At 68.4% G+C, this 23,282-nt stretch carries 22 protein-coding genes; 9 read left to right on the top strand and 13 right to left on the bottom strand.

All coding sequences use genetic code 11. The features are described 5' to 3' along the window. The first annotated feature begins 46 nt into the window (after nucleotides 1-46). Nucleotides 47-331, top strand: coding sequence for a hypothetical protein (locus C8K30_RS05505; RefSeq protein ID WP_146197357.1), 285 nt, complete (start codon nucleotides 47-49; stop codon nucleotides 329-331). 154 nt (nucleotides 332-485) lie between these two features. Here the strand turns inward: C8K30_RS05505 and C8K30_RS05500 are convergent, their stop codons facing one another. The 4 genes from C8K30_RS05500 to C8K30_RS05485 all read right to left on the bottom strand — a co-directional run bounded on the left by C8K30_RS05500 (nucleotide 486) and on the right by C8K30_RS05485 (nucleotide 2,821). Then, a complete protein-coding gene (locus C8K30_RS05500; protein WP_108491805.1) occupies nucleotides 486-1,016 on the bottom strand; it encodes a hypothetical protein in 531 nt (176 codons plus the stop codon). After that, nucleotides 1,016-1,402 carry a hypothetical protein gene (locus C8K30_RS05495; RefSeq protein WP_108491804.1) on the bottom strand — a complete coding sequence of 129 codons (387 nt, stop codon included), beginning with the start codon at nucleotides 1,400-1,402 and terminating at the stop codon, nucleotides 1,016-1,018. The genes C8K30_RS05500 and C8K30_RS05495 overlap by 1 nt, the downstream gene beginning before the upstream one ends. After that, nucleotides 1,399-1,722 carry a hypothetical protein gene (locus C8K30_RS05490; protein WP_108491803.1) on the bottom strand — a complete coding sequence of 108 codons (324 nt, stop codon included), beginning with the start codon at nucleotides 1,720-1,722 and terminating at the stop codon, nucleotides 1,399-1,401. Before C8K30_RS05490 ends, C8K30_RS05495 begins: the two co-directional genes overlap by 4 nt. A 61-nt stretch (nucleotides 1,723-1,783) precedes the next feature. After that, a complete protein-coding gene (locus tag C8K30_RS05485) occupies nucleotides 1,784-2,821 on the bottom strand; it encodes a protein-L-isoaspartate O-methyltransferase (RefSeq protein ID WP_108491802.1) in 1,038 nt (345 codons plus the stop codon). Between the two features lie 385 nt (nucleotides 2,822-3,206). On the opposite strand from C8K30_RS05485, the gene C8K30_RS05480 reads away from it, so the two are divergent. Continuing rightward, the gene (locus tag C8K30_RS05480; RefSeq protein ID WP_108491801.1) at nucleotides 3,207-3,935 is read left to right on the top strand and encodes a GntR family transcriptional regulator; all 729 of its coding nucleotides are present in this window, start codon (nucleotides 3,207-3,209) and stop codon (nucleotides 3,933-3,935) included. A 115-nt stretch (nucleotides 3,936-4,050) separates the two neighbouring features. On the opposite strand, the gene C8K30_RS05475 is transcribed toward C8K30_RS05480, so the two are convergent. The 7 genes from C8K30_RS05475 to C8K30_RS30225 form a co-directional block, all read right to left on the bottom strand. Continuing rightward, complete coding sequence (locus C8K30_RS05475) at nucleotides 4,051-5,235, bottom strand: hypothetical protein (protein WP_108491800.1); 1,185 nt, start codon at nucleotides 5,233-5,235, stop codon at nucleotides 4,051-4,053. After that, nucleotides 5,232-6,170 (bottom strand): thiopeptide-type bacteriocin biosynthesis protein, encoded by a 939-nt coding sequence (locus C8K30_RS05470; RefSeq protein ID WP_158280943.1) that lies wholly within the window; start codon nucleotides 6,168-6,170, stop codon nucleotides 5,232-5,234. Before C8K30_RS05470 ends, C8K30_RS05475 begins: the two co-directional genes overlap by 4 nt. Next, on the bottom strand, nucleotides 6,152-7,327 hold the full coding sequence (locus C8K30_RS05465; RefSeq protein WP_108491798.1) for a lanthionine synthetase C family protein: 1,176 nt from the start codon (nucleotides 7,325-7,327) through the stop codon (nucleotides 6,152-6,154). Before C8K30_RS05465 ends, C8K30_RS05470 begins: the two co-directional genes overlap by 19 nt. Beyond that, nucleotides 7,324-10,530, bottom strand: a complete 3,207-nt coding sequence (locus C8K30_RS05460; protein WP_158280942.1) for a lantibiotic dehydratase — start codon at nucleotides 10,528-10,530, stop codon at nucleotides 7,324-7,326. Before C8K30_RS05460 ends, C8K30_RS05465 begins: the two co-directional genes overlap by 4 nt. Nucleotides 10,531-10,596: 66 nt before the next feature. Then, nucleotides 10,597-10,791, bottom strand: coding sequence for an FxLD family lanthipeptide (locus tag C8K30_RS05455; RefSeq protein WP_108491796.1), 195 nt, complete (start codon nucleotides 10,789-10,791; stop codon nucleotides 10,597-10,599). A gap of 49 nt (nucleotides 10,792-10,840) precedes the next feature. Then, nucleotides 10,841-12,055 carry a methyltransferase, FxLD system gene (fxlM, locus tag C8K30_RS05450; protein WP_199230340.1) on the bottom strand — a complete coding sequence of 405 codons (1,215 nt, stop codon included), beginning with the start codon at nucleotides 12,053-12,055 and terminating at the stop codon, nucleotides 10,841-10,843. Nucleotides 12,056-12,057: 2 nt separating this feature from the next. Next, nucleotides 12,058-12,432 (bottom strand): hypothetical protein, encoded by a 375-nt coding sequence (locus C8K30_RS30225; RefSeq protein ID WP_146197354.1) that lies wholly within the window; start codon nucleotides 12,430-12,432, stop codon nucleotides 12,058-12,060. A 212-nt stretch (nucleotides 12,433-12,644) separates the two neighbouring features. Here C8K30_RS30225 and C8K30_RS05445 point away from each other — a divergent pair, with 212 nt between their 5' ends. The 3 genes from C8K30_RS05445 (at nucleotide 12,645) to C8K30_RS05435 (ending at nucleotide 15,802) form a co-directional block, all read left to right on the top strand. After that, complete coding sequence (locus tag C8K30_RS05445) at nucleotides 12,645-14,015, top strand: helix-turn-helix transcriptional regulator (protein WP_108491794.1); 1,371 nt, start codon at nucleotides 12,645-12,647, stop codon at nucleotides 14,013-14,015. Nucleotides 14,016-14,018: 3 nt separating this feature from the next. Continuing rightward, entirely contained in the window at nucleotides 14,019-14,912 is an 894-nt protein-coding gene (locus tag C8K30_RS05440) for an aminoglycoside phosphotransferase family protein (protein ID WP_108491793.1), read from the top strand. A gap of 86 nt (nucleotides 14,913-14,998) precedes the next feature. After that, complete coding sequence (locus C8K30_RS05435; RefSeq protein ID WP_108491792.1) at nucleotides 14,999-15,802, top strand: aminoglycoside phosphotransferase family protein; 804 nt, start codon at nucleotides 14,999-15,001, stop codon at nucleotides 15,800-15,802. 6 nt (nucleotides 15,803-15,808) lie between these two features. Here C8K30_RS05435 and C8K30_RS05430 read toward each other — a convergent pair whose 3' ends face one another. Continuing rightward, nucleotides 15,809-16,738: an aminoglycoside phosphotransferase family protein gene (locus C8K30_RS05430; protein ID WP_108491791.1), complete on the bottom strand. Its 930-nt coding sequence runs from the start codon at nucleotides 16,736-16,738 to the stop codon at nucleotides 15,809-15,811. Next, a complete protein-coding gene (locus C8K30_RS05425) occupies nucleotides 16,735-18,108 on the bottom strand; it encodes a helix-turn-helix transcriptional regulator (protein ID WP_108491790.1) in 1,374 nt (457 codons plus the stop codon). The genes C8K30_RS05430 and C8K30_RS05425 overlap by 4 nt, the downstream gene beginning before the upstream one ends. 246 nt (nucleotides 18,109-18,354) lie before the next feature. Between C8K30_RS05425 and C8K30_RS05420 the strand changes: the two genes are divergently transcribed. From C8K30_RS05420 to C8K30_RS05405, 4 genes are all read left to right on the top strand, one after another. After that, nucleotides 18,355-19,167 (top strand): HAD family hydrolase, encoded by an 813-nt coding sequence (locus C8K30_RS05420; RefSeq protein ID WP_108491789.1) that lies wholly within the window; start codon nucleotides 18,355-18,357, stop codon nucleotides 19,165-19,167. Between the two features lie 377 nt (nucleotides 19,168-19,544). Then, on the top strand, nucleotides 19,545-20,837 hold the full coding sequence (locus C8K30_RS05415) for a lanthionine synthetase LanC family protein (protein ID WP_146197353.1): 1,293 nt from the start codon (nucleotides 19,545-19,547) through the stop codon (nucleotides 20,835-20,837). Then, nucleotides 20,834-21,745, top strand: coding sequence for a lantibiotic dehydratase C-terminal domain-containing protein (locus tag C8K30_RS05410; RefSeq protein ID WP_108491787.1), 912 nt, complete (start codon nucleotides 20,834-20,836; stop codon nucleotides 21,743-21,745). The genes C8K30_RS05415 and C8K30_RS05410 overlap by 4 nt, the downstream gene beginning before the upstream one ends. 82 nt (nucleotides 21,746-21,827) lie before the next feature. Continuing rightward, complete coding sequence (locus C8K30_RS05405; RefSeq protein ID WP_146197352.1) at nucleotides 21,828-23,045, top strand: hypothetical protein; 1,218 nt, start codon at nucleotides 21,828-21,830, stop codon at nucleotides 23,043-23,045. Nucleotides 23,046-23,282: the final 237 nt, after the last annotated feature.

Here is a 23,282-nt window from a genome sequence, read left to right as displayed (position 1 = left end):
CGTTTCGACCGGCGTCCGGGTGGGCGCCGGCAGTAATCTGTCCGGCATGGCTACGCGAGCTCGTAACCGGGTGTCCGTGACCGTCACCCCGCGTCTGGCTGAGATCATTGCGCGACGTGCGCTACCAGGTGAGCCGCGTGCCACCACGGTCGCCCGGCTGATCGTGCTAGGTGACCAGCACCCGGAGACGGTGGCCGAGCGGGCAGCACGCGACGGCGCGGCCGTCCCCGACGACCGCGGGTACCGGGCCCTGCTCGCTGAGGCCGATTCGACGTTCCTGCCCGACGCTGAGGACGACATCGCGCGCTTTGAGGCCGGCGAGGAACCGTAGATCTTGCGAGACAAGCCCGCGTCTGCCGTAGTCACGCAATGCAGTGAAGGGCTGACCTCTGTCCCGCAGTGCTCTGATCAGGGGACGTCGTGCCATCGGTACCGGCCGCTTGGTCCTGGGTGGGGCGCGCGGGCACGTCGTTGCGGTGTGCTGCTTATGCGAGCGTGTGCGTAGTGAGTGCGAGTTCCCGGGGGTCCGGCCGCGGCGGTGCGGTCGTGGCGGTGAGCGTCCGCAGGTGGGCCTGGATCTGCGCGATGCGGTCCACGCAGCTCGGGCAGGAAGGTGTGTCGGGGCGGGCCTCGGCGGCCATGAGGTCGCAGGCCTCCCAGACGAGCTGTTGGACTTGTCCGGGCTGTGCGGGTGTGGTGGTCCGCAGGGGTTCGAGGACCTCGAGGAGCGAGGCGGGCACGGTGCGGTGCGCGGGGCGGGCCGCATGGCAGGCCAGGGCGGCGAGCAGGAGCCCGGCGGCGAGCGTCCAAGGTCGCTCGTGCGGTTCGGAGGTCCGCAGGAGGTACATGCTGACGACCGTCATCACGACCGCGGCGGCGAGCAGGAGACGTTCGCGGGCCAGGTTGTGCCGTCGGGCGTGCTCGTCGGGCCCTGGATCGAGGACGATGGTGCTTGCTGTGGTTACCGCCAGCCGGATTCCAGCCTTGGGTGCGTGCAGGGTGTGGTGGCGGGTCATCACGCCTCCGGGTGGGTGGTGGGTGCGGTGACCGTGACCAGCACGGGCCGCTCGGTGGATAGCTTGGAGACCCATCCGGTCCAGGTCTGCCATGCGATGTCCGGGTCGGGGAGCGCGGCGGGCAGGTCCAGGAGCGCGGCCAGTGTCCGGGCATCGTGGGACGTGCGCACCGTCATGAAGATCTCGACGACCATGACGACGTCGGGTCCGACGACACACACCGCGCTCCGGGTCTCGACGCCGACGACGTCCACGCCGCACCAAGCAGCCATCACAGCCGCCTCCCACCGGTAGTCCTCTACGGTCGTGATGGCCTGGCAGCCGGGCCTCGCCGCGACCTGCGCTTCCGGCACCGGGACGGCGACTGGGCCGGTGATGGGAGTCATCGAGGACCACCAACGACGCCGATAGGCCCGGTCGGGTCCGCCGGCGGGGCGGCAATGAGGTGCTGGTAGGCGACCTGCCACGCCCACGCCAAGCACACCTGCTGCCACGCCTGCCACCACAACCGCCTGATGGGACCGTTGTGCTGCTGATCTCGGCGATCAGGCGCACGGTCGGCCAGGATGGCCCGCAGCGCGCGGACGGTTCGGCGAAGCTCGCTGGGAGCCATCACCGCCACCGAAGCGGCGTCCGTGTGCTGGAGCAGGTGCTCCAGGTCGTCGAGGTAGTCGCTCACGATCTGATGTGCCGCGGTATCCATCATGCGTCTCCCGGTGTGGGTGGGTGCCTGGTCCCTGGTCGGGGCCGGGCATGTCGCGATCGGGCTAGTCGTCGAGGCGGACGTGGTAGGCGTCGCCGTCGTGCAGGACGATGGCGTCCAGCTCGTGCGTGGCGCGTGCGCCTTCGGCACGCCAGTCGGCGATCAGGTCCAACAGCCGTGCCCGGGTCGGTGACAGCGGGTGGCTGGACATGAAGCTGGCGGGGGTGATCATCGCGATCTCCGGCGGGCCGTCCGATCGGGTTGCCAGGCCGAAGCTGCTGGGGGCTCGGTCGCCGATCCCGATGCCCTCCCCGTGCTCGGTGACCGCCGTGAACAGGCCCCGGGGGCGGCGGGCCAGCAGCCAGTGCTTGAGGTCGAGAAACTCGCCTGGCCCGCCAGGCCAGACTTCCTGCGTTCCAGTGCGCGCGATCTTCAGGCAGTCGGTCGCGGTCTGGCGGTCATCGCCCGTCGATGCGAGCCAGTACCGGGGGGCGTCTGCTGCGGTCACGACCATGACGTGGGGCGCAACGGCGGGCCGTTCCATGAGTGGGTACCTCTCGGCGTGCACGGTGGCGGCGAGGCGGTCGCCCGGGGTCTTGGTGATGCGCGCGACTGCGTGGGCACCAGGCAGGTCGGAGATCGGCGCGCCAGTGACCAGAACGCCGTGACGCGCGAGCTGGTCGATCCATGCGGCGGGGACCGACGCCGGGGTGCCGTGGACCATGATCCGGTCATAGGGTCCGCGGCCCGGGTGCCCAGCAACCGGGTCACCTGTCGCGGCGACCGCACGATGCCCGTGAGCGGCGAACAACGTGCCGGCTCGCCGAGTCAGCGTCTGGCTCGGATCAACGGTCAGAACGTGGCCGCCTGGCCCCACGATGTGAGCCGCCAGGGCGGCGGCGTAGCCCGACCCGGTGCCGACCATCAGGACACGCATGTCGGCCTCGAGGTCCAGGGCACGCAAGTGCCGCCAGGTCGCGCTGCGGGAGACGACGGGTTCGACCGCGTCCCCCTCAGTGCCGAGATAGATCGCGTGCGGGACGGCCGCAGCGGCATTCGCGACGGCGTCGGTGCCTGCGATGGTGCTCCGTGTGCTGATCATCGTGCTCCTCGAGTGCTCCGGTCAGGGGGTTTCCTAAATCGGCGGCGACCGACCGGGCGCGGTCGGCGTCCAGAAGCGCATGCGATTGGAAGGTGGTCCCATCGCCAATTTGCTCTACTAGGAAGGTATAGCATGTAGAGCAAGGGTCTGAGAAGGGGCTCGGCATCACCATCGGCTCCAGTTGGGCGGTCATCGCGTGCGGAATGCTCTTGTATCGGCCCTTTGTGGTCGCGGATTGCCGTCGGGCGGGCCTGGATCACGATGTTCGCGGCCGCTATCCTGGAGTAAGGTGCCCTATCGTGCTCCACGTAGCACGACCACCTCACGAGGTAGAGCAAAGTTCGACAGGGTAGAGCACCCGATGAAGAGATGAGGGATCGGCGGCATGACGCAAGCTGCTGGATACGCTGCAATCGCCGAGCACTTCCGGGCCCAGATCCGCAACGGAGAGCTGCGCCCTGGTGACCGGATGCCGACGCTCCGGCAGGTCATGGACCAGTGGGAGGTGTCCAACGCGACCGCGGTGCGGGCCTACGCGGCCCTCAAGAAGGACGGGCTGACCAGCGCCAGTACCGGCGCAGGCACCGTCGTGACGGACTACGGAAGCGACAACATCGCCACGCGTGTCCGGACGCACGCGACCACGGGCGCTGCACTGGCCAGGGGAGAAGCGTCCGCGATCGTCGAGGTCGGCACGGTCGGCGCCGAAGAAGCAATCGCCGCGCGGCTGGACGTCGAGCCGGGATCGCCCGTCCAGGTACGTCGACGGATCGTGACCCGTGGCGGCTTCCCGGTCCACTACTCCTCGTCCTACTACCCCTCCTACGTCGTGCAGGCGGCGCCGGAGCTGGCCGAACCGGTTTCGACAGGCGGCTCGCGGGAGCTGGCCAGCGAACGCCTCGGCGTGGCACAGAGCCACGTGCTGGAGGAGGTGACCTCACGGCTCGCCACCGAACCCGAGGCCACCGCCCTGGGGCTCACCGGTCAGGTGATCGTGACCCAGACGCTGCGCACCGTGTTCCTGACCGACGGACGAGTCGTCGAGGTCGCGCTCAAGGTCTGCAACGGGTCGACCGTCCTGAAGTGGTCGACCTCGCTGACGGACGATCATTAGCCACTACCGTTCTGGCCGAGGCGCCTTCAAGGCACTATCACCCCCCGACGGAGGTCTCGCCCCAGGGCGGGTCCGCAACCTGTAGGACCCGCAGCGATTTCGCCGAGCGGATGCCCTAGGGCGTTTGCGCAGGAGCGCGGTAGGCGTGATCAAGGATTCGCAGTGCACTGGCTGTGGCGTCCAAGAGGGTGGCGAGGGCGCGTCCGGTGAGTTCACCCCCGGTGAGACCGCATGCCTTGACGCATTGCTTCAGCGCCATGGCGTGGCCGGTGTCGAGGACCCGGCCGATGTCGTGGTGCTGGAGTACCTCGCGGGCTGCGTACCCGTCATGCGCATCGAACGCTTCGAGCGCGGTGCGATGCAGCACGTCGTCGGCCAGGTGCTGATCGTGGGGTGCGACGAGGACAGCGGTGGTGACGCCGAGTCGCGCGCGGTAGTGCGGCCGCTCCGGGTGGCCCTGTGCAGCGTCGTACAAGGCGACGAGAGTCTTCACCGAGGTGGTCGCGTTGGCAGGTTCGGCCAGGATCAGCGCGAGGCAGCCAGCGACCTCATGCTCCCAGGCCTCGGTAAGGTTGGCGCCCGCGAGGGCGGCTCGGGCGTTGACATGGTCGCCCCCGAGCAGGTGGTTGATGATGGTGATCTGTCGTCCCTCGAACAGGTGCAGGCCGATGCCGTTGTACGCCTCGACGAGCTGGGCGGCATCGGACCAGCGTCCAGCCAAGGTGAGGGCTTTGGTGCCGTCGGTCAGCAGCTGCATCCAGACGGACTTGGTGAGCTCCTGCTTCTCCGTGTCTGGGCCGTGCAGGGTCGACAGCGGCAGGGTGCGTGCGTCGATCGTGACGTCGGTGCTGTGCCGCACGGCGCGCAGCAGGTTGACCAGGATGGTCAGTGCGGTGTCGCCATCGGCGGCGCGCATGCGGAGCCGCGCCAAGTTGGTCGCTGGTCCCAATAGCAGGGGCGCGTTGGAGTACGCGACGGGGCGCTGGCGCTTGAGGTAGGTGTCCAGGTGCCGGTGGCAGAGATCTTCGGCCAGGACGGCGTCGCGGCAGTCGGACGCGATGAGCGCAGCGAGGTTCAGCAACGCCGCAGCGCCCTCGGCAGCCTCCGGGCCTGCTGGTGCGCCCTGAAGCGTCTTGGCTCGGTCTGCGAGGTCAGCGACGCGTTCGGGAAGGGGCGGGCAGGCCGGGCGGCCCCAGGCCACCAGCGGGAAGCGACGGACGGCGGCGTCGAGGTCCGCGGCGGTTCGTGTACCAGCGGGGATGCCGTTCGACCGGGTGCCGCTGGGCGCATGGGAGGTCATGGTTGGTCTCCAGGGAGCAGGGCATGGACTGCCGCAGCGGACAGGGCCGTCTGGGTGCCAACGGACAGGCCCAGGCGGTTCCAGTGGAAGATGACGATCTGGGCCAGCACCGACCGCAGTCCGCGGTGCAACCGCCCGGTGGCGGCGAGGTCAGCCAGCTGGGACCCAGCGGTATGGAAGGCCACGACCCAGGCCTCCAGGTGATCCCCAGCGACCGGGGAAAGCGCTGCAGGGTCGGGGTGGGCGAGCAGATGCGGCCGCAGCACGCCGGCGAGGTGGCGTACCTCGTCGGCCCGCTCGGCAGGGACCGGTGGGCGCAGCGAGGCGATCTTCGCGAACATGTCTCCGGTCTCGAACATGTCGAGCCGGGCGCCGCGGGCCATGGCGGCCATCGCGAGGACCGATGCCTCCTTGATCCCGAGGCCACTGGGTGAGGCGAGATGGGTAAGGATGCCTCGCGTGTCGGCGCAGAACAGGTGGTGCACGAACGTTGCCGCCGCGTCACCGCCGAACGCTGTCGTCTCAGGCTCGTAGATCGACCACGACCACCCGGTGATGACAGCCTCCGCTTGGAGGTTCTCGAGGGCGCGCGAGAGTGCGGAGTGGTCGGCGTCCAGGAGCCGGACGCGCCAGCCGGGCGGCTTGTTCATGAACCACCAGCCCAGGTGCGCCCCGTCTCGTTCGAGCCCGTCCAGGACCTCCGCGATGTCGTCGAGCGGGGTGCTGGTGGGCGAGGCGATGTTGATCTGGGTCCAGCGGCTCTCTGTCCTCGTGGTGAGGGCGGTCAGGCCGGCTGTGGTGAACGCGTCGACGGCGTCAGCGAGGACGTCGGGGTCGATGCCGTGTTGATCGGCAACTTCGGGGACAGGTCGGGTCAGGGCGTCGAGGACGGCGGCGGCCAGAGGTTCGGCGCGGGTCAGCTGATCAGCAGGCATGCGTCCCATCCAGAGATCGGCGAAAGACCCTGGTTCAGGGTCGAGGAGGCTAGTTCGACGCCGGTGCGTCCCGTCAGGAAGCTCGGGTCCCCATCGAATGCGTCACCGGCGACGTCGACATTGGCTTGGGTTAGACGCCCAGCGGCGGTGGGAAGTCGGTCGCTGATGGTGGGGTCGGCGGCGTCGAGTGAGGCTCGGTAGGCGCTTTGGTACAGGCCCGCCACCCCGTGGCATAGGCCCGGGTCCGTCAGCCGCGCGACCTGAGCGCTGGTCAGTGCAGAGGCGATCGCAGCCTCGGCCGTGGCACGGTGGGCCTGGTCGTTGGTGGCGATGGCGCCGATCTGGATGGCGCGGGCGATGCCCGGGGTGCCGTAGCACCAGGAAGGGCGTGGCTGATGCTGGTGGGCGGGCCGCCCGGTGCGCAACTCGTCGTAGGTGAGCCACTGCGGCCACCAGGTGCCGTCCGGGCCGTCCTGACGCCACCGGTCGAACCAGTCCAGCAGCGTCCTGATCGCGTCGAGCTGCCCGTCCACGGTTACCCCGCGGCGCGCCGCAATGCCAAGCAGAGCCAACAGTCCGGCCGCGCCATGAGCCATGCCAAGGTTCGCGTGCCCGCCCGGAGTAGGAGTGGCCGGGTCGGGGTCGTGCTCGACCCACCATCCCGGCCGGCTGCCGCGGTGGCCCACGTGGGGTCGGGTCAGACCGACGAGGTATTCCAGGACGTTGGCCGTGAGGTCGCTGCCGGGTTGCCGCAGGAGCAGCAGGGCTCCGAAGCCGACCAGCCCGCGGAACAGGTCGTACTCAGCGAACCCGGGCGCGAGGCTGGCGACTGCGCGCCGCTCGGCGGCAGCCAGCCGGACCCGAGCGAGCCGCGACACGTGGTCATCCAGGAGATCGAGAGTGGCCTGGGCGCGTCGGCGCCCATCAGCTTGGGCGGTGTGCAGGACGAACGCCAAGGCAGGCGCGCCGTAGAACAGTCCGGTGTGCCCGCCGGCATCGACCGGTGCCGCGGCCAGGGCGCGCAGACCTGTCCGGGCCTGGTCCCAGGCCTGGTTTCCGGCGAGAGCTCGTTCGACGGACAGCAGGACCTGCCCCACGCTGCCGCTGGTCAACGACAGCGCCGCAGCCTGAGTCTGATCCAGGGTCGGGGAACTCATTGGACCTCCCCAGCCATCTGGAAGGACATCTGCCGGGCTGGCCGTCGAGACGCCTGGAGAGCGAGGAGCCGCTGTGCGGCGCGCCGCGCGATCAGACGGGCAGAGCGCTCCAGCTCGACGTCGACGTCGAGCACCCGCGCGTAGTGGTCCCGCCACAGTGCACCGATCACCCGGCGCAGGGTCTCCGGGGTGGGCACGGTCGTGGAGTGGCCTCGATAGGTGGTCAAGGCAGTCCGCCGGTGGGTCCAGGCATCGGCTACCGCATCGCCACCTGCCGCGCGGAGACCGTAGTGGTCGGCGGTGGGATCGGCGAACGAGCATGCAGCTTCGATCGCGTCACGGTCGAGCTTGCCGGGGGTGTGCTGGACGGTGTCCAGCACGAGCTGGTATCCGGCGGTGGGGTCATCGGCCAGGGCGGTGGCCAGGTCGACGAATGAGGCCGCCGCCAACCCCAGTCCCCGGCCGGGGACCATACCGGTGGCGTTGGAGGCCAATCGGACCTGCTCGACGGCAGCGATCGCGTCGGCCGCGAACACGTCGTAGGCAGCATGCAGGACGGGCCCGGTGCCGAAGATCCCGGTGCGGGGGTGATGGGCATGGATGCTGGCCTCGCTCGGCACGCCCGCGGCGGCCATACTCTCCAGAACTCGCGCGATGATCGGCAGTGCCTCTGCGGCGGCCTTGGGGCTGTGCAGGTTCAGGGTCATCTGAAGGTACTGGTCGCGTTCGGGCAGGACGAGGTCACGCAACCGGGTGAACCACCACCGGTGTGGGTGCGTGGCGGCCACCTCCCGGGACAGGCGGGGCAGGTGGTCGGTGACGAGCTGGTCGAAACGGGTCGGGGCGCCGGCGATGCGCACCACGACCAGCCCACCACGCAGAAGACCGCCCACCTCCGCGGCACGGTCGGGCAGCGGCTGGCCTGCTGCGCTCTGCCGGACCATATCGATGGTGGGGTCGTCCGGGGTGGTGCGGCTCCAAGCAGTGAAGGCTGAGCTGGGTGGGAGCCGGTCGGGCGGGTCCTGAGGCGTCATGGGCGCCACGACTTCGACCGGACGGCCGAGCCACCCGTCACCGTCCGGGATCTGCTCATGGAATTCGACCGTGCTTCTGCCCGCTGCCAGGTGCTCCAACAGGCGGCGGTCCAGGGGCTGGTCCAGGTCGAGCGGCAGGTGCGTGCCGTCCTGGGTCAGCACGAGCCTGGAGGGGGCCCGGTGGCGCGCGCACCAGGCGTCGAACCGGTCCCACCAGGGGCCTGGCCCGGTGAGCTGGGCGGTATGCAGGATCCACCGTGCGGGAGCCAGGAGGGTGCGCCCGTAGCGCACGCGTGGGGTGTGGTCCATGGTGCGGGCAGCGCCAAGGTCGAACGGGCGGAACACGGTGCACCTGGCGTCGGCGACCTCGGCCAGGAACCGCGCCAGGGGTGGGGTCCGCGACGTCAGCTCCAGCGCGTGCGGCAGCACCGGGACGACGCGGCGAGCGGTCGAGGCCTGCACGAGGTAGAGCTGCTCGTCGTCCCCGGTCACGGCCAGGTCGTGGACGCCGATGCGCGTGGCCGGGCCGTCGTAGTGCTCGTCCAGGACGATCACGTGATCGGTCAGGACCGGCACGCGCACGACGTTGTCGGCGCTTGCCCGCCGGGGACGAAAGAGCATCTGCGCGACAAGAGGCCGGTCCGGAGCGGTTCCGGGTGCGGCGAAGTATCGGCCCAGGCGGTCCTGGTCACCGGGGTCGAGCAGGTGAGCGAACCGGCCGGTCAGACTGGTGGCCGACTCTGGTGCCGCGGTGACCCCCAGCTGGAAGTCCCCGCGCGCCAGCGCCTCGGGTGATGACGTGTGGATGGTGAAACCGAGCTCGCACCGTGCCGGCGGGACCGCAGCGTCCGGGTCTCCCACGGTGAGGGCGGTGACGTCGGCGTCGGTCAGGACGACCTCGTCCTTAGCGTCCAGGGCCGCGCGGTGCAGGAGGTTGAGCACGACGGCGTCCCGGTCGGTGACCTGACGCCAAGCCGGACGGGTTCGTGGTGCGCCGAGGAACCCGGTCGGGTAGCCGAGGCCGGCGTCGGAGACCAGGTCGGTGACCGGGACCGGGGTGCCGGTGCCGTACCGGGCGCGGAACCGGGCGTGGTAGTCCAGCCACCGGACTGCACCGAAGGGTTCTGTCGACATCCGCAGCAGGGCCGAGGCGGCACGCTCCGCTTCCCGCACGACAGCCGGCGGGACGGTCAGACCGCCCTCGAAACGGGTGTCCACCGCTAGCACGGTGGCCGCCTGCGGGGTCACTTCTCGTAGCTGCGTGGTCAAAGCCGTCCGACTGGAGGCCGTCCCGCCGCCCGGGGCGTTGTACCGGCCGAGCAGTTCCCGGATCCGTGCCAACGCGGCTCGTGTCGGAGCACTGGTGGTGCCGGCGAGTGTGAGGAGTCCGTCCAGGCCGGTGCCGGCGGTCGAGGCCGGAGCGACGGAGGAGACGAGGAATCCCTGGTCCAGGAGTGCGGCCAGCAGGACGCGCAGCCGGGCACGCCGCGCGTCGTCGGCCTGGGTCGCCTGGGCCAGGCGTTCGGTCAGGACGGCAAGGTCGACGGGTGTGCGCGCGGCGGTGAGGGCCGCGCGTACCAATGGTGTGGCGCGGATCGAGACGTCCCGCAACGTGGTCCCGGGGCCGTCGTCCGTTTGGCGTGGCTCAAGCAGGAGTCGACCGTCGCGCTCAACGGCGAGCGCGTTCGCGGTCACTACCTGGTGCCAGGCAGGATCCGCGCTGTCTGCCAGGGCCGAGCTGGTCAGACGGAGCCATTCGGCGTCGGGCCGAGCCACCGGCCGCCAGGCAGGCAGAGCAGGGGACGTGGTCGGTCCTGGTACGGCAGTGGTTACCCCCGCGAACAGCCCGAATGGCGTGCTGCGCCGCTCCCATCGGATCAGATAGATCGCCAGGCTGCGCACGGCACGCCGGATTGCCCGGGGCTCCGGGCCGCTCTGTGGACTCGTGTTGGGTGAGGGCAGGACCGTGGCGATGCGGTCGGCGAGCGCGGGGCTGGCGACGGAGATCGCCTCCCGGATCCCGTCGTGAGTCCACGCGGTCCTCAGCCATCTGGTCAGGTCCGTGAGGGGTGCCGTTGCTGGGTCGAGGCCGACCGGGATGGGAAGGTCGTCCGGGGCGGTGGACGCCCGCACGAGCAGCGGGCCTGCGGTGCGCAGTCGTGCGGTCATCCGGGGACTCCTTCCAAGAGGTTGCTGGTGGCGCACCCGCATGGGGTGCGCCACCAGAGGTGTGGATCAGAACGGAGCGTTCTTGCCTGTCGTGCAGGCGCTGTTCTCGCAGGAGCTGCCGCAGCCGTCGCTCGTAGAGCACATCGTGGCCACCAGCGGCGTCGTGGACTCGATCACGCGCAGGTCGAGCTCGAAGTCCTCGTCGAGCAGTGCCAGGTTCAGCGTCGGGGCAGGGGCGTCAAGGGCCAGGGTGGGGGTCATGCAGTGTCCTCCTTGAAGGTGGTGGTGCCGTGCGGGGTGACCTGGCCGGTCAGGATGCGACCGGCCAGGAGATCGTGATGACGCCGTGCGCCTTGCGTAGGTGCGCCGCGCCCGGCGCAGCCGTCAGGTCAGCGCCGTCGGGCCAGTAGGCGATCTCGGCGTGGTCTGGACGCCCGGCCTTGTCCCACTCCTCAATCTGAGCGTTGAGGCGCTCAGCGGCCTCGACGGCATCAGGCCCCCAGGCTCGGGCTCCGAACTCCACGCCCCCGCCGTCGGGCAGTGGCCGGATCGCGAGGTATGCGAAGGAGTCCCCGCCGGCCGTCCCGAACGGGAACCAGGTTTGCGCCTGCAGCCCGGACAGCGTGCTGCCCGGGTCGGCATTGACCCGGCAGAACCCGTCCAGGAAGGACGCGAACCACAGGTGCAGGCCAGAGAAATCCTGCCCGTGAGCGAGCGGCACGCCCGACCACACCTCCACAGGCGCAGTCGCCAGAACGCCGTCCAGCAGGTGCGGCTGGGCGGGCACCTCGTCGTCGAACCGCAGCGTCAGGTACCCACCGTCCGGGTCGGGCAGGTGCAACGCGTGCTCGTCGTGCCCGCCAATGCCCTGCATCGGCACGAACCCACCGGTCTCGGCGCCTTCGGAAACGAGGTGGTCGCCATCCCAGCGCAGCGCGAGCGTCCGGGTCACGGACCGCATCCGCAGCGGGACGACCAGCCGTCCACCGTCTACCAGCTGGGCCAGCCAGGCCGGCGCGATGTCCCACGCACCAACCGTCACCAAGATCGCGTCGAACGGACCATGTCCTTCCACCGGCAGTTCGCCGTCACCGGTCAGAACCGCCACCCGCTCGCCGTACCCGGTCGCCGCCAGGCACTCCACCGCGCGCGCCGTGACCCACGGGTCGATGTCGATGCTCACCACCGACCCCGCCTCGCCCACGACCTCGGCCAGCAGCGCCGCGTTGTACCCGCCACTGCCGATCTCCAGCACCCGAGCACCAGGACCGACCTGCGCAAGCTCGATCATCCGTCCCTGCAACGACGGCGCCGAGACCGACGAGGTGTCCGCGCCATGCTCATCACGCCGGGTGACCACCGGCCGATCCGGCGAATACGTCTCTTCCAACGGCGTGTCCGCCGGCACGAACGCCTCCCGCGGCACAGCACGCAAAGCGGCCAGCACCGCGGCCGAAGTCACCCGGCCTTCCAACCGGGTCACCATAGCCTCGCGCGCTTGCGTCGTATCGGTCGTCAGATTCATCCTCATCCTTCGAATGGAACTAGAGCTGTAGTTGGGTCTTCTAGTCGGCGTGGGCCTCGAAGTACGGAGCGCACCTGAACCTCCATACAGTCGATGTCGCCGGTCCAGAGTGTGTGGCCTGGCACGAGCATGCGATGGTCCAGCGGCAGATCACAGCCGATCGCACGGGCAATCCGTTCGCCGTCGTCCATCCTGGTTGGCTGAAGGCAGATGCGGTCGCGAGTCATGGTGATCAGCTCGATGCGCTCGTTGCCGATCGAACTGGTGATGCGCCTGGCGACGTCCATGACATGCCCCAGCTCATCAGGAGCCCGGACGTCTGCTCCGGTAGTCGATGGGCTCATCGCGGTCCTCCAGCCTTTGTAGGTGCTGGCCACCGATTCTGATGGCGCCGCCCGGCGGTCGGGGTGCAAGGACTCACGTTGCCTGCTTAGGCGCCCTGGAGAAGAGTCATGGCGGTAGTGGGAATCAGTAGTCATCGTCGTGACTACCACTGGTAGTCCTCTCTGCTGCATGACGCTCGCCCCTCTCCCTCTCGTGGACGTTTGGCCATAACCTGCTTCTCAGGGATCACCGTCCAGGGAGAGCCATGAACGTCGACCCATTCGTCAACGAGCCGATCAGCCCCGCGGTATGGGAACGACAGGAGATGCGGGCCGCGCTCGCTCGACGCGACCTGAAGCTGGTGTACGAGCTGTTGCAACGCTCCGGGGTGTCGCAGCGATCGATCAGTCGACGCACCGGGCAGAGCCCGTCGGAGATCTACAAGATCATGAACGGGCGTCAGGTCCAGGCGCACGACGTCCTCACCCGTGTAGCGGACGGCCTCGGGATCCCGCGCGGGTACATGGGGCTGGCCTACGACGAGTCCACCGAAGCGGTCCTCGGTAGGGCCTTGGCCACGATCTCGACCGATGCCGACGAACGCCAGGAGGTGCGCCGAGCACTGGCTCACGCTGCGAACACGACGATGGGTGCAGACGTCGCTGACGTCGCTTCCTGGTGGCAGCCAGTCGATTCTCAGATTGCCACCGCGCCCGACAGAATCGGGATGGCCGACGTCGTCCATCTGACGGCCCTGACCTCGGCTATGCGTGCGGTCGACTACCAGCACGGCGGCGGAGCATGCCGAGACGCGATTGCCGCGCAAGTCCGGTGGGCACAACAGCTCCTCCTGGCCGACGCCAGCGACGAGACACGAAAGCACCTCCTCATCGCCCTTGCAGACCTTCATAACCTGGCAGGCTGGACGTCATTCGACGTTGGCATGTACTCGGTGGCGCGCAGACATTTCTCCCGCGCGCTGGAGCAGGCTCAGGCAACGGGCCATCAGTCCTTGGCTGCGAATGTTCTCAATCGCCTCGGCCGGCTCCACCTGCACCGCGGGCTTCACATTGAAGCCTTGCGGTTCTTCCAACTCGGTCAGATAGCGGCTCAGGACTCCGGCTGCGGGGTAACCGTCGCGATCCTGTGCGCCAACGAGGCGTGGGCATATGCGCATCTAGGCGATCGGGCCCAGATGAACCGGTCCCTAGTTCGCTCGAGAAATGAACTGGAGAACGCCGACCGTGACGGCGCTGAGGAATGGGTGCGCTTCTTCGATGAGGCAGAGCTGAGCGCTATTACCGGGGTCACCCTCGCGGCGCTTCCGGACGCCAGCGGATCTGAGCTCGACGACGCGATTGACCACATGGCCTCGGCCAGCGAACGGTCGATCGGGATGACCCGCTCACAGGTACTCATCATGCCCAACATCGCCCGCGCACACCTCAGGGCCGGACACACCGACGCCGGAGTGCGGATCGGCCATGAAGCCGTTGACGGCGCGCTTACGGTTCGATCGGTGCGTCCGGCCGACCGGCTGATCGATATGGTCGGCGATGTCGCTACGCTGGAGCGCGACGACGCCCGCGACCTGCACCACCGCATCCAGCTGCTGGCAGCCCGACCAAGGACTTGACCCATGTCGTATCCCTCTCCCGACACCCAGACATTGCAGTCCGTGCTCAAACGTGTCGGAGGGATAACGGGCCTGGAGACCGACGAGGCCAGGCTGATCAAGTTCACGAACAACGCGTTGTATGCCCTGGACCGCGAGCAGGTCGTGATCCGTGTCGCCGGCTCGGAACCGATCGCACGACTCGTCGACACGGTGATCGCGGCTGCCGAATGGTTCGCGGATCACAATCTGCCCACCGTGCGGCTCTGGGGCGAGACCTCTCAACCCCTAGAGGTCGAGGGCTTTATGGTCACGTTCTGGCACCAGGTGCCTGATGGGGGCTCTTCAGTTACCGGGAAGCAGCTCGGCCAGTTCCTCAGGAGGATGCACTCGCTTACCTCTGCCCCGGCCGCGATCAAGCCATGGCAGCAGTTGGAGGCAACCCGGAATCGCATCACGGCCGGCCGCCGACAGATGACCACTGATCAGGGGAAGCGGCTGCTTGCTCTTGCCGACCAGGTCGCCAACGAGATGGCGGACGTTCGCTACGTGCTGGAGCCCGGTCCGATATTCGGCGATGCGCAAATCGGGAACCTTATCGCCGGGCGGCACGGAGGGGTGATGTGCGACTTCGACTCCGTGGCCGTCGGCCCTCGGGAATGGGACCTTATTCCTGCGGCCGTGGCGCAGGCCCGGTTCGGCTTCCCCGTTGACCACCATGCCGAGCTCGTGGACGCATATGGCTGGGACGTCACGGCATGGGAGCACTACGACACCTTCCGCCGCCTGCGTGAACTCCAGTTACTTGGCAGCGTGCTGCCTATCATCGACACCAGCCCGCGGGTCCGTAGCCAGTGGGAGCACCGTTACGCCACGATCGACCAGGCCGATGCCGCCTGGGAGATCTACGAGACGTGAGTGACGGCTCGCGCACGAGCGCCTGGGCTGATCAGAAGCTAGCTCGGGCAGGCCGCGTGCTTGGGCTGGATCCACGTGGTGCTCGGATGCTCAAGTTCACGAACAACGCGGTTTTCGCACTCGACAATTACGGGATTATCGTGCGAATCGCCGGATCTGAGCCTGTATCCGCGAAGGCCCGTCGGGGCGTCGACATGGCCCGATGGTTGGCTGAACACGGCATCCCGGCTGTCCGGCTCGTTGAGGACTTCGAGCAGCCCATCCATGTCGACGGTCTCGCGGTCACTACGTGGCACCAGGTGCCGGACGAAGGTGCACCGGTTCGTCCCGAGGACCTGGGTCTGTTGTTGCGCCGCTTGCACGCGATCACCGAGGAAGCGACGGATCTCCCACGGTGGGACCAGTTGGCGTCGATCCGTGCTCGCCTTGCTGCGGCCACGACGCTGACCACAGAAGAGCATGTCTTCCTGGCTGAGGTGGCCGACGAGCTCGAGGAAGAACTGATCGGCTTGGAGCCGTTACTGCAACCGGGGCCGCTGCACGGGGACGCTCACACGGGCAATGTCATCCCCGGGCCGGACGGACCCGTGCTGTGCGACTTCGACTCCGCTGCCAACGGCCCCCGCGAGTGGGATCTCACACCGATCGCGGTGGGCCACCTCAGACTCACACCGCCGCCTGACGCCTACCCACGCTTCGTGCAGGCCTACGGCGTCGACCTGACCAAGTGGACCGGGTTTCCCATCCTGCGCCGGCTACGTGAGCTGCAGCTGGTCACGAGCGCGCTGCCGGTGCTGGCGGCGAACCCCGGTCTGTGGCCACAGTGGCGGCTTCGGTTCGAGACGCTTCGTGCCGGCGACACGACGACACGGTGGAAGCGGAACGGCTGAACACACCTAGGCGTCGCGGTTCGATCGCGCCGCGAGGTCTACTCGGTTCCACGGAGTCCAAACCGCCGTGGCGTTCCCGGCCCGGATGCTCTCGTACCTCAGGTTCCACTCGGTTCGCACTCCGGCGTCGAAGGACAAGATCGGTAGGGGTGCGACCAGGACCTGAAGCTCCCGGATGCGGCGCATGGTGTCGTAGTGATCCCAGTCGCGGACGTCGAAGCCGTACTCGTCTGCGAGCTGGTCTTGCTCGTCGGTGAGCTCGGCGAAGCGGGCGGTGTTCACCGCGATCGGCATCAGGTCCCACTCGCGGGGGCCGTTGGCAGCGGTGTCGAAGTCACATAGGACGGTGCCGTCCGTACCAGCGATGAGGCTCCCAGTGTGCGCGTCCCCATGGATCGGTCCCGTCGGCAGTACATAGTCGACGTCGTGCAGGAGCGTGGCGAGTTCGTCGACCTGGTCGGTGAGGAAGACGAGATGCTCGGTAGATAACACGTCCTGCGCGGACAACTTGCGTCGGATGGATCCGATCTCGTCCCAAGCCGGCAGGTCTGGCGCTTCGCCGGGGCTGCTGTGGAGCGTGCGCAGTATTTCCGCGAGCGCGCGTACTGTCGGCCGGCCATCGTTGGACGGTACGAGCTGCCAGATCGTCACTTGGTGACCTTCGACGTCGAACGGTTGATCAAGGCCGTCCATCGGCACGATCGTCGGCACATCGTTTGCGGCGAGCCACTGTGCGAAGCTGACCGCTTTTCTGGCTTGCGCGCCGACCAGGTCCGAAGCGGCAATCCGAATGACGTACGGGTCACGGGCCAGCGAGAACACGGCGTTATTCGTCAGCTTGATCAGGCGGGCACCGGTCGCATCGAGTCCGGCGTGCTCGCACGCCATGCTCAATAGGTCACCGAAGGGCGATGGGAAATCCGTAGTGCTGGTCATGATGCTCCTTGTAGAGCGTTGATGCCGGCCTGTATGTCCAGAGCGCCGGTGGTTGCAACCGCTCCGAGATGGTTGGCCAACGGCGTGAGCCGGTCGACGATCCTCGCCGAGTTGATCTGGCGTGCTGCGCTGAGGGCCCGGCCCGCTCGGTCGAGGCCAGCGTCGATGTTGCCGAGGCGGAGATCGGTGAGCGCGAGGATTGGCAGTGCTAGGGCGCTGCTGCGGGGATGCTCGTCACCGCGCTCCGTGAACGAGTGCTCGAGGTTCTGGCGGGCGGAATCGAGCAGCGCGTCGTCTGCCGATGGCAGCGCCGACTGGGCTGTGCCTGTCATCGCGTGGAGTTCGCCCTGCCCGTAGAACCTGGGCCATCGTCGGGGTTGGTTGTCGTCGGCTGCGTGGAGCTCGTCGGCGGCGCGCACAAGCGATTGTTCCATCTGCCGGCGGTTGTCCATCATCGCGTGCGCCCAGGCTTCGTTTACGCAGATCAGGGAGACCATGAAGGGGCTCCCGGAGCTCTGTGCGGCGATTTGGCCGAGCTGCAGGAATCGCAGGCCGACGCCGGGCATCCCGATGTGGAGGTGCAGGCGCGCCATTGTGTACAGCACGGTCGCGGTCAACGCCCAGTTGTCTCCGGCGCGTGACAGGTCTAGGGCCCGCTTGAAGTACGAGGCCGCGACCGTGTGCATACCCAGGTCGAAGGAGGACCAGCCCGCGACGACGTGCAGGTCTGCCAACGCGATCAGTAGCCGCTTGCGTGTGACCTCAGCCATCTGAGTGGTCAAGAGCTGCTGGCTCCAGCGCACCTGCGCGGCTATTGCATCCCGGCAGGCCCCGCCTCCGTGCTTGTCGTCGACCAGACGCATGGCATCGGTGAGGGCTTCAACATGCGCGACGTCACTCGTCCCGATTTTGTCTGGCACTGGGGCGACGTACTGGTCGATGGGCTGCCAGAAGGTTGAGGCATCGGTCTCGGCGACCCCCATCGTGGCGGCTGCGGCGTGAGCAAGCAGCGTCTGAGTCTGATCGCGACCACGACTTCCCGCCAGGCCAGGTGTTGGCGAGTCAAGATTAAGGAGCGCCGCGGTTCCATCGTCGTAGGCCAAGCCGAGGTATCCGCGGGGGACACCGAGGCCGTCTGCGATACGCACAAGGACGTCGTGGGCAACGACCTGCCGACCTCGGTTCAGTATTGCGTAGACCTCGGACTGGGCCTGACCGGTCAGCCGGGCTATCCGATGCTGCGAGATGCCGAGCTGTCCTAGAAGCTCATACACGGTCTTGAGATCTCGATGTGCAAGAGCCTGTCGCATCTCCACGCGTTCCCAGTGCACAGGGCTGATTGTGTCCGCGTCACTCTGGTCAAGGTTCATCGCACAAACGGCCCCTTCTAGCGAGTGTGGTCAGCCTAGCCACGACTGCTTGTCCTGCGGGCGAATAACTAGCGGATGTGACTACCGGTGGTAGTCGCAGACGCCGACTGCACAAGCGGACCCCTCGCCGGTATTACCCGACGCCCCACAGCGGTGGAATTTTTCGACTTTGAAGGTTTCCCGATCTCCCGAGGGGGACGGCGTCCCATACCCGGTCGCTGAAGACCAGCACACAGGAGCACGACCATGACCTGGATCGCATCACAACCAACCCTGGTAGTACTCGACATCGATGGCACGATCGCCATCCCCGGCACGACGAAGATCTCACAAGGCGTCCGTGACGCGGTCGCTGATGTGCGCGCTGCCGGGCACCATGTGGTGCTGGCCTCAGGTCGCTCGCTGGTTGGGGTACTGGCGGTCGCGCGTGAGCTCGGGATTACCGAGGGCTGGGTGGTCGCGTCCAACGGTGCGGTGGTCGCGCGTTTGGCGCTTGGTGCTCCGGCTGGCTATCACCTGCATCAGGTGCTGACCTTCGATCCGCGTTTGGTGGTCGACACGGTGCGGGCCCGGTTCCCGGGTGCTCGGTTCGCGGTGGAGGTCGTAGGCAAGGGCTACAGGGTGACGCGTCTGTTCCCATCGGGAGACCTCAACGGGTACCAGATGCTGGTCGACCTTCAGCGTCTCACCGAGCGGCCCACTACGCGGTTGATCGTCAGCTCGCCTGGCGTGAACGAGCTGCTCGACGACCTCGGTAGCCACGAGGTGACGGTGAACACTGACGGCGACAGGTGGCTCGATGTCACCCCGCCGAATCTCTCCAAGGCCACCGCTCTGGACAACGTGCTGGACAGGCTCGGTGTCCTATCCGAGGGCACCGTAGCCGTCGGTGACGGACTGAACGATTTGCAGATGCTGGGCTGGGCGGCGCGTGGGGTCGCCATGGCTCATGCTCCGGCCGAGCTGCGTGACGTGGCTGACGAGGTCACCGGCACGCTTCAGGAAGACGGCGCTGCCATGGTGCTCCGGTCGCTTCTGCCCGCGACTGTCCCGGCGTGACGACGACCGGCGTAGCCGCCTCGGCCCGTGTCGCGACGGACCGTCACCCCTTGTGGCCGCGCATCGTTCAGCTCGCCACAAGTTGCTATTCATCTGGCCCAGCCTCTGAAAACGGCCTCGCGCGTGACCAACCCAGCGCAGCTCGCCCTTTCTCTGTCGTACTCGATGACCGTGCGCAGGCAGCTCCCCTAACTCCCGACCGGTGACATGCCGGAGAAACCGTCACCGGTCGGGTCCCCAAGAAGTGATGCAAGGAGGCCCAAGATGGGCACGCAAGACTGCTATCCCCCAATCGACCTGCCGAACTGGTCGGGCACCTACCTGGGTCTGCAGGTCCAGGTACAGGCCGCTCTGCGAGACCCCATTCGGGGCACCCCGTGATCGCCACCCCGCGCTCGCCGCGACGGTCCGGGCGCGTGCCTGCCTTGGGCGACGGGCCGCAGGACCCGGCACAGTCGTTGGCGGATGGTGATCTGGCCCGGATGTTGTTCGAGGTCGAGCTGGCCGCAACCAGCCCCGAAGGCTCGTGGGACGAGGTGACCGACTGGCTCCTCGAAGCCACTCATCGCCCCGTGGACCGGTCGGTTCGCGCGAGCCTGTTCTATGGGGCGCCCGCGCTGGCGTTTGTCCTGGACTCCACCGGCCACTATCGCGCCCGGTGGGCCCACGAGCTAGCGATCCTGGATCAACATCTGGTCACCGTCACGAACGACCGGCTGACCGCTGTCGAGGCCCGGGTCGCGTCGGGGGCACCGCCACAGGTCGACGAATTCAGCCTGGTGGACGGTCTGACAGGGCTCGGCGTCGTGCTACTTCGCCGCGTGGTTCACCAGCCCGTATCGAACGAGGCTCTGTCGTGGGCGCTCAAGGACGTGCTGATGTACCTAGTGGACCGCGCACGGGACCGCATGCTGGGCGAGGTACGGCTGCCCGGGTGGTGGACTCCGAGCGTGCGGCGCCCGGAGGCGGCAGGGGCGCCGGTGGCACTGGCTGGGCACGCGGGCTTCGGAATGGCTCGCGGCGGGGCCGGCATCTTGGCGGTGTTGGCCGCAGCGTATCGGGCGGGGCATCGTGTTCCCGGGCACGGTGAGGCGATCGACCAGATCGTCGGCTGGTACGCGAGGTGGCGGCAGGAGACCCCTGAGCGGGTGGTGTGGTGGCCCAACCGGTTGAGCCTGGAGGAGTTACGCACCGGGCACATGACCCCGGTGGGTCAGGACGAGCCGTCGCCTTTGGAGCCGACGTGGGCGCACGGCACCCCAGGTATCGGGCGGGCGCTGCAGATGGCCGCGATCGCCCGTAAGGACGAGCAGGCCAGAATCGCAGCGGAGGACGCGATCGCGTCTTGCCTGATCCAGTCGCAGGTCGGTCCGATCAGTGAGCCTGACCTGTATTCGGGGACCGGTGGCATGTATCTGACTGTGCTGCGTGCTGCTGAGGACGCCGAACGGTTCCACCCCTTGTCCGACTCGCGGATCCCTCCCTTGCTGCACCGGTTGAGCGTGGCCGGCTCGGCGGTGTCGCGTACCAGCCGGGTCCTGCCCGACCCGGACGACTCCGAGTTCTTGTTCGGCCGGTTCGGTACGCGGTTGGTGTTCGAGTCGTTGCGCCGGCGCGCGTCCCCGGTCTGCGGTGGCGACGGCGTCCTGGGGATCGGGTGGGCTGAATGAGCGGCACGATCCTCTACCTGCCCACGCCCCGCACCCAGTCGGACATGCAGGGCACGGTCGTGGTGCCCAGCCCGAGGCCAGCGCCGGCGGACATGGTCGGCTGGTCCCAGCTCGACCTCGTCTTCACCGCCGGGCCCGAGGCTCGCACGGCCGAGGCGATCGTGGTTGCCGATGTTCTGGACGAGTTGTGCGCACAGGCCGGCGGCCGGTGGTGGTTCCTGAACCAGGACCGGGGCTGGCGCGTCTACCTGCAGGGCCTGCCCGCGATTCGGGCGGCCAAACGGGTGAACCAGGCAGGCCACGCCGGAAGGGCAGGTCCCTGGTGGGCCATACCGACACCAGCCCCGCTCTCGGTGCGGCCGGTAGGGAACCTGCCCGGTGTACCGGCGCCGCGGGCTTTGGTGCTGGCGGACCTGCACTGTGCCGACAGCCAGGGCGTCCTGGACTACCTGCGCGAGGACCATCCTCTGCTCGTGCCCCGGCACCTGGCTGGGATCCTGACCGTGGCCCTGTGCCACGCGGCGGGCCTGAGCACTCCGCAGACGGCGGACTTCGTCGACCAGCACTGGCTCGACGCAACCCCGCTGGGAGAGGCCGCGAGAGTCCGGGCCCACGGGCTGACCGAGATGCTCGGTGCCTACCTGCTCACGCCCGCGACACGGTTGCTGGAGCTGGACCCATACGCGGCAGTGTGGGCCAGTGCCCTGGCAGACGCCGGGGAACGCGTGTGCGCCCTGACCCACCAGGGCTTCACTCCCACACCTAGCGCCACGGTCCCCGACGCGCTGCAGTGCGACCTGCGGCACGCCGTGGCGGCGCACTGGAACCGGCTCGGCCTGAACCCGGCCGACCAGCAGATCCTGGCCGTCGCGATCCGCAACGCCCTGTGGGCCAAGGGCAAACGATGACACCGACCAGAGCCACACCAGCCTGCGGCGACATCCTCGCCGCCGCGAACTTTGACGCACTACGGACCTCGAGATGACCACCATGATCAGTACACGCACCTCCGCCACGCACGCGTCGCCCACGACCGCGGCCCCCGACCAGTACACGGACCCCGTAGCGGGCACGGTGCGAACAGGCCGTGTTGAGCGAGGAGAGATCGCTGCGTGCTTCCCGCTGGCAGCCCGTCGTCGCCCGACATGCCCGCCGCTGCGTGCTCGGCTGGACCGGGTGACGATCGCCGCACGCGCCGCCATAGCTGAGACCGACCGACCTCTCGCGGTCCAGGAGGCAGGCAAGGCCCTGACCGGGGCGGCGTTGATCGCCCGAGACTGCCACCAGCCGGACCGTGCGCGACAGATCGTCACCCGGCACATCGAGCTCTACACCGGGCTGACCCGTCCGCTGACGGTCTTGGAGGCGGGGCAGGTCGTCGGAGCGGCGACCAGTCTCGCGCGCACTGCACTGCAGACCGACCCTGCCCCGGATCGCGGTGTAACGATGCTGATCCGAGTCCTGGAGGCGACCTACCGCCGGGCAGCGATCATGCTCGACGGCGTGATTCGGCCTGTGGCAGTGCCGTTGGGTGACGTCAACAGCACCCCGGAGGAGCATCGCCGGCTCGTCGCGCTGGCGCAGGCCCAGCTGCTGGTCGGAGGAACTGCTGCCCTGGCTCGCGCTGGCCGGTGGGCCGAGGCCGCCGACCTTGCTCGCACCTACGGCGGTTCCGGTACGCGGCTTCTCGAAGGGCGCCAGGTCTTGGCCATCTCGCGTCTGCTGACCCGGGACGGCAATGTCGCCCGGGATCTCGTGGCCCAGTCGGACAGGTCCTCGGACATCGACTACGACGTGGCTGCGTGCCTGACTGCGTTGTGCGCGGCGACTGCGAAGAGGTACGACGCGGCCATCGTGATGGTTGACCGGTACCGGGCCAGCACCAGCCCGGGCGAGGGGTACGCGTACTTCCGGGCACGGTATGGCGCCGTCGTCGCGGTCATTGCCCGCGGGAACCAGCACCCGGCAGCTACGGAGATCGCGGCCCGGGTCGCCCGGGAAGCGCTGGGGTCGGGCGATGGGTACGCAGCTCAAGAGGTCCTGCGGCACGCCACGATCACAGGGGCGATACCGGAGCGGCACCGCGCCCGCCTCGAGGAGGTCGTCGAGGTCGCGGGGCTGACCGGCAAGGGCCTGACCGGCCGCCTGCTGACACAACTCCAAGACGCGGTAGAGCTCGCTGCCCACGCTGTCAGGTACGACCTATGACCGGCAACTGGCCGCGCCCCGGAGTAGGTGACCAGGCGCGCGGCGGGGGGATCCCTCTACCGGTTGCTGAGTCGCGGCTCGTCGCGGTCGGGATCCACGTGCGCCGGCTGGCCGCAGCCGCCGGAATCCCTGCGGACTGTGTCGTGCACGTCGACGCGAGCATGCTCCCCATGCAAGCCCGTGACGGGCACCCGATCTGGGTCGTCGACGCGCACCTGCGCCTCCCGGAACCCGACG

The sequence above is a fragment of the Promicromonospora sp. AC04 genome, from assembly GCF_003058225.1.
GTDB lineage: Bacteria > Actinomycetota > Actinomycetes > Actinomycetales > Cellulomonadaceae > Promicromonospora.
This window is presented reverse-complemented; position numbering and strand designations above follow the sequence as displayed.

Bases quoted from the DNA above. Each gene is read 5' to 3' on its own strand.
- C8K30_RS05505 (WP_146197357.1), top strand. From the start codon at position 47: ATGGCTACGCGAGCTCGTAACCGGGTGTCCGTGACCGTCACCCCGCGT.
- C8K30_RS05500 (WP_108491805.1), bottom strand. From the start codon at position 1,016: ATGACCCGCCACCACACCCTGCACGCACCCAAGGCTGGAATCCGGCTG.
- C8K30_RS05495 (WP_108491804.1), bottom strand. From the start codon at position 1,402: ATGACTCCCATCACCGGCCCAGTCGCCGTCCCGGTGCCGGAAGCGCAG.
- C8K30_RS05490 (WP_108491803.1), bottom strand. From the start codon at position 1,722: ATGATGGATACCGCGGCACATCAGATCGTGAGCGACTACCTCGACGAC.
- C8K30_RS05485 (WP_108491802.1), bottom strand. From the start codon at position 2,821: ATGATCAGCACACGGAGCACCATCGCAGGCACCGACGCCGTCGCGAAT.
- C8K30_RS05480 (WP_108491801.1), top strand. From the start codon at position 3,207: ATGACGCAAGCTGCTGGATACGCTGCAATCGCCGAGCACTTCCGGGCC.
- C8K30_RS05475 (WP_108491800.1), bottom strand. From the start codon at position 5,235: ATGACCTCCCATGCGCCCAGCGGCACCCGGTCGAACGGCATCCCCGCT.
- C8K30_RS05470 (WP_158280943.1), bottom strand. From the start codon at position 6,170: ATGCCTGCTGATCAGCTGACCCGCGCCGAACCTCTGGCCGCCGCCGTC.
- C8K30_RS05465 (WP_108491798.1), bottom strand. From the start codon at position 7,327: ATGAGTTCCCCGACCCTGGATCAGACTCAGGCTGCGGCGCTGTCGTTG.
- C8K30_RS05460 (WP_158280942.1), bottom strand. From the start codon at position 10,530: ATGACCGCACGACTGCGCACCGCAGGCCCGCTGCTCGTGCGGGCGTCC.
- C8K30_RS05455 (WP_108491796.1), bottom strand. From the start codon at position 10,791: ATGACCCCCACCCTGGCCCTTGACGCCCCTGCCCCGACGCTGAACCTG.
- fxlM (WP_199230340.1), bottom strand. From the start codon at position 12,055: ATGAATCTGACGACCGATACGACGCAAGCGCGCGAGGCTATGGTGACC.
- C8K30_RS05445 (WP_108491794.1), top strand. From the start codon at position 12,645: ATGAACGTCGACCCATTCGTCAACGAGCCGATCAGCCCCGCGGTATGG.
- C8K30_RS05440 (WP_108491793.1), top strand. From the start codon at position 14,019: ATGTCGTATCCCTCTCCCGACACCCAGACATTGCAGTCCGTGCTCAAA.
- C8K30_RS05435 (WP_108491792.1), top strand. From the start codon at position 14,999: ATGCTCAAGTTCACGAACAACGCGGTTTTCGCACTCGACAATTACGGG.
- C8K30_RS05430 (WP_108491791.1), bottom strand. From the start codon at position 16,738: ATGACCAGCACTACGGATTTCCCATCGCCCTTCGGTGACCTATTGAGC.
- C8K30_RS05425 (WP_108491790.1), bottom strand. From the start codon at position 18,108: ATGAACCTTGACCAGAGTGACGCGGACACAATCAGCCCTGTGCACTGG.
- C8K30_RS05420 (WP_108491789.1), top strand. From the start codon at position 18,355: ATGACCTGGATCGCATCACAACCAACCCTGGTAGTACTCGACATCGAT.
- C8K30_RS05410 (WP_108491787.1), top strand. From the start codon at position 20,834: ATGAGCGGCACGATCCTCTACCTGCCCACGCCCCGCACCCAGTCGGAC.
- C8K30_RS05405 (WP_146197352.1), top strand. From the start codon at position 21,828: ATGATCAGTACACGCACCTCCGCCACGCACGCGTCGCCCACGACCGCG.